Origin of the sequence: Amycolatopsis kentuckyensis (genome assembly GCF_002155975.1) — a bacterium.
Lineage (GTDB): Bacteria > Actinomycetota > Actinomycetes > Mycobacteriales > Pseudonocardiaceae > Amycolatopsis > Amycolatopsis kentuckyensis.
This window is the reverse complement of record NZ_MUMI01000692.1, coordinates 1-4,640: the sequence shown is the minus strand read 5'-3', so window position 1 is coordinate 4,640 and position 4,640 is coordinate 1. Positions and strand designations below refer to the sequence as shown.

Annotated in this window: 4 protein-coding genes; 2 read left to right on the top strand and 2 right to left on the bottom strand. The window is 72.4% G+C overall.

What is annotated here, in order from left to right; genetic code table 11:
- Together CCN39_RS45750 and CCN39_RS45745 are read left to right on the top strand one after the other, a co-directional pair.
- Nucleotides 1–700 (top strand): transcriptional regulator (locus CCN39_RS45750; RefSeq protein ID WP_086853217.1); only part of this gene is annotated, 700 nt, incomplete at its 5' end.
- An 85-nt stretch (nucleotides 701–785) separates the two neighbouring features.
- Nucleotides 786–2,573, top strand: coding sequence for a fibronectin type III domain-containing protein (locus CCN39_RS45745; RefSeq protein ID WP_086853215.1), 1,788 nt, complete (start codon nucleotides 786–788; stop codon nucleotides 2,571–2,573).
- A 37-nt stretch (nucleotides 2,574–2,610) separates the two neighbouring features.
- Here CCN39_RS45745 and CCN39_RS45740 read toward each other — a convergent pair whose 3' ends face one another.
- Together CCN39_RS45740 and CCN39_RS45735 are read right to left on the bottom strand one after the other, a co-directional pair.
- Complete coding sequence (locus CCN39_RS45740; RefSeq protein WP_086853213.1) at nucleotides 2,611–4,005, bottom strand: mycothione reductase; 1,395 nt, start codon at nucleotides 4,003–4,005, stop codon at nucleotides 2,611–2,613.
- 96 nt (nucleotides 4,006–4,101) lie between these two features.
- A partial coding sequence (locus tag CCN39_RS45735) for a M15 family metallopeptidase (RefSeq protein ID WP_086853211.1) occupies nucleotides 4,102–4,640 on the bottom strand: 539 nt, incomplete at its 5' end.

Here is a 4,640-nt window from a genome sequence, read left to right as displayed (position 1 = left end):
CTCGGTGCGCGGGCTGCGGCAGCTCGAAGCCGTCCTCGAGGTGCCCGCGGGTTCGCTGGTCGCGCTGCTCGGCCCGCCGCGGGCCCGCCGGTCCGCGCCCGCGGAGCTCGGCCGGTTCTGGCCGGACGGCCCGCGCATCGACGCCGCGGTGTCCGATGTGGACATCCGGTGGGACGAGCGGCTGACCCGGCTCAGCCAGCACGACGTCGTCCTCGTCGGCCCGGACCGCGAGGAGCTGGAGATCCGGTCGCGGCAGGTGCTGCGGGCCGAAGCCGACGGCCCGGACCGGTGGGTGGTGATCCTGCACCTGGACGAGCACGACCGGCCGCTGCCGGAGCTGCGTTCCCTGCGGGGCTGCCACGCGGGCCGCAGCGTGCTGAAGCCGGAAGACGGCCTCCTGGTCGTCGAGCTGCTCTTCGGCAGGCCGCTGCTGCGCGGTGAAACGGTGATCACCGAACACGCGCTCGTGAATCGCGCGCCGCACCCGGTCGCGACGAACTACGAACGCAAGTTCCGCCTGCCGGTCCGCGAATACGTGCTCGAAATCCGGTTCTCACCGGAGGCGGTGCCGGCGGTGTGCCGCCGGTTCGCGGAGCCCGGCGAACACGCCGACGTCGTCCCGGAATCCGCTGCGGTGCACGGGGTCGCGCTGAACTTCGGGCCCGGCCGCTACGGGTTCGCCTGGGACTGGCCCAGTTAACTGTTAAAGACCTGCGGATCTTCAGAACCGGCTTTCCGGCGGCTTACCGTCTGCGCACTCCACTCGCCGATCCGAGGAGAAACCGATGCGCAGATTCGTTTCCGTCGTGGGCGTCGCCGCGCTGGCCGCGCTGGGACCGGGCCTCGCGCCCGCCGAAGCGGCACCGGACCACCCGGACGCCGAGGTGGCGGGTGTCGCCGCGGCGTTCGGGCTGCCGGCGGACGAGGCCCGGGCCCAGCTCACCGCCCAGGACCGGGCCCACCGGCTGGCCGCAGCCCTCCCCGCCGCGGTCCGCGCGCGGGCCGCGGGGCAGTGGTTCGACGCCGTCGCCGGGAAGCTGACCGTCGCCGTCACCACACCGGAAGCGGCCGAGGAAGCCCGGGCCGCGGGGGCGGCGGCCCGGGTCGTGGCCCGGAGCCGGGCCGATCTCGACCGCACCGCCTCGGCCGTCCGCGCCCAGGTCGGCACCGGCGTCCCCGGCGTCTACGGCTGGGGCGTCGACGTCCGCGCCAACGACGTCGCCGTGGACGTCGACCGGACGAAGAAGACCGCCGCGACCGAAAGCTTCCTTTCGCGCGTGCGGGAACTCGGCGTCCGGATCACCGAGACCACGACGTCGCCGCGGCAGCAGTCGGGCACGGTCCAGACCGGCAACCCGTGGTGGCCGGGCAGCGAGAGCAACTGCTCGGTCGGCTTCCCGGTGACGGATTCCGCGGGCGCCAAGCACTTCCTGACCGCGGGCCACTGCACGAACGACCGCGACCAGGCCGCGTACGGCGCCTCGGGGCAGCAGAACCGGATCGGCACGTCGAACGCAGGCGGCACCCACAGCGTCAACGCCCGCGAAGGCGACATGGGTGTCGTCGCGGTGACGGAGACCGGCTGGAACCTCTCGGCGTCGGTGAACACCTGGGGCCAGCCGGCGATCACGCTGTCCGGCGCGGCCGAGGCGATGGTCGGCGACCGCGTCTGCCACTCCGGCAACACCTCGCACTGGCAGTGCGGCGAGGTGAAGTACACCCACAAGTCCGTCGACTACGGCGGCGGCCTGGTCATCGACGACCTGACCTGGACGACGGCGTGTTCCCTCGGCGGCGACTCCGGCGGCGGCTGGCTGCTCGGCGACCAGGCCACCGGCCTCCACGACGGCGGCCCGGCGCAGTGCGTCCAGAACCCGTCCGACGGTGACCTGTCGCTCTTCCAGCCGGTGGCCGAAGCGCTGGCCAAGTGGCAGCTCACCCTGGTGACCGGTGGCGGCGACACGACCCCGCCGAGTGCGCCGGCCAACCCGCGGGTCACCGGCACGACGGCCGGCAGCGTGTCACTCGCCTGGGACGCGTCGACCGGCGACGCCACCGCGTATGACGTCTACACCGGATCCGCGCTCGCCACCAGCGTCGCCGGGACCAGCGCGACGGTCACCGGGCTCGCTCCGGACACCGCGTACACGTTCACGGTCAAGGCGCGCGACGCCGCCGGCAACACGTCTCCGGCCAGTCCGGCGGTGTCCGCGCGCACGCAGGCGGGTGGCGGCCGGACCTTGACCAGCGACACGGACTACGCGATCCGCGACTACCAGCAGGTGTTCAGCCCGGTCACGTCCGCCCTGACCGGGCCGGCGGCGACCCCGCTGACGGTCGCGGTGACGATCCGGCACACGTGCGCCGAAGACCTCGGCGTCACGCTGCTCGACCCGAACGGCCGCGGCTACGCACTGAAGTACAGCGGCGGCAGCACGTGCACGGCGTGGAACGGTGCCCGGACGTTCACGGTTCCGGCGTCCGCCCCGGCCGGCGGCCGCTGGCAGCTGCGCGTCACGGACTACGGCCCCGGCGACACCGGCACCCTGGACACCTGGTCGATCACCCTGTGAGCCGCCGCGGGCCGGGTGCGTCCCGGCCCGCGGTGCCTCAGTCCAGGGGCAGGTTGAGCAGCGCGTTCTCGATCAGCTCCGGCATCGCCGGGTGGATCCAGTACTGGCCGCGGGCCATGCTCCGCGCGTCGAGGCCGAAGCTCATCGCTTGGATGAGCGGCTGGATCACCGACGACGCCTGCGGGCCGATGATGTGCGCGCCGAGCAGCTGGCCGGTCGCCGGGTCGGCCAGGAGCTTCGCGAAGCCCGTGGTGTCCTCCATCGCCCAGCCGTAGGCGATCCCGGCGTAGTCCTGCTTCGAGACCACATAGGACACGCCGAGGTCGCGGGCCTTCTGCTCGGTGAGCCCGACCGAGGCCACCTGCGGGTGCGAGAAGACCGCGTGCGGCACGAACCGGTGGTCGGCGGTCATCCGCTCGTCCGGGTGCAGGAGGTTGTGCTGCACCACGCGGGCTTCGTGGTTCGCGACGTGCTTGAGCTCGTGCGGCGACGACAGGTCGCCGAGCGCGTAGATGCCTTCGACCACGGTCTCCTGGTAGTCGTCGACCACGACGTGCCCACTGTCCATGGTGGTCACCCCGGTGGCGGCGACGTCGAGGAGGTCCGAGTTCGGCCTGCGGCCGGTGGCGATGAGCAGCACGTCGCCCTCGACGGTCTCGGCGCCCTGCGGCCCCTCCAGGTCCAGCGCGACGCCGGTCTCGGTCTTGCGCGCCCGCACGGTCTTGCGGTCGAGGCGGACGTCGAACCGCTCGGCGGCCAGCTCGGTGAAGCGCGCGCTGACGTCCTCGTCCTCCGAGCGCAGCAGCCGCCCGGAGCGGTTGACCAGCGTGACCCGCGCGCCGAACGAGGCGAAGACGTGCGCGGATTCGGCCGCGATGTACCCGCCGCCCAGGATGACGATCCGCTCGGGCAGCTCGTCGATCCGCATGATCGTGTCGGAGGTGTGGTAGTCGACGTCGTCCAGACCGGGGATTTCCGGGATGACCGGGCGCCCACCCGCGGCGAGCACGAACTTGTCGGCGGTCAGCACCTCGTCGGGGCGCCCGTCGGCGAAGCTGACGCGCAGCTCCTTGTGGCCGGTGAAGCGGCCGGTGCCCTCGAAGACGTCGACGTTCGCGTTGTCCTCGTGGCTGCGGCGGTACTCCGCGCCGCCCTCGGCGATCGGGTCGATCCGGCCGAAGATGCGGTCCCGGATGTCGCGCAGGCGGACGCCCTTCAGCTCTTCGTCGACGCCGTACTTGGCGCTGTGCGAAGGCGTGTACGCGACGTCGGCGGCGTACACGAACATCTTCGTCGGGATGCAGCCCACGTTGAGGCACGTGCCGCCGAAGGTGCCCTTCTCGACGATCGCCGTCTTCTTGCCGGCGAAGTCCGGGCCGAGGATCGAGTTGCCCGATCCCGTCCCGACGATCACCAGGTCATAGTGGGGCACTGCATCCTCCGCGGGTCCGGTTCCGGTCGTTTCACCCTAGCCAACCTCGCCGCGAAGTCGGCTGTTCCCTGTTGTGCTTAACGTCGTATTACGTGGTCAGTGGCCGGTCGCGGTGAAGTGCATCCGGTCCTTCGGGCTGGTCCAGGCGCCGCCCCAGCTCCACCCGATCGCCGCGAACGCGCGCACGGTCGCGTCGCCGGCCAGGACCATGCCGGGCCGCTTGCGCGAGCGGTCGACGTACGCCGAGGCCAGCTCGGGCAGCACCAGGTCGCCCCGGGTGTAGGGGTTGCAGAACGGGTTGACGTCGACGGCGAGCCCGTAGGCGTGTGCCGACCAGGTCGTCTGCCCGCGCGCCGGGCGGCAGACGAACGCGCTGGTCGCGTTGCCGTCCCCGGTCGGCGGCGCGGTGAGCTCGGCCGGGCCGGTCACGCGCATCTCCTCGAGCGGGAAGCGCGCGGCGAAGAGCTGTCCGAAGACCTTGGTGATGCCCGCCGCGCCGCGGGCGTTCACCAGCATTTCGCCGGTGTGCGTGTGGCCGTCGAAGCCCCAGAAGGACATCGTCAGGTAGCGGAGGTCGGCGGCTTTGACGGGGCAGGCGGGCTGCCACGTGCTGCGCGCGAGGACGTCGGCGGGCA

Excerpts from the sequence above, each read along its gene's own strand:
- CCN39_RS45745 (WP_086853215.1), top strand. The coding sequence starts at position 786 with ATGCGCAGATTCGTTTCCGTCGTGGGCGTCGCCGCGCTGGCCGCGCTG.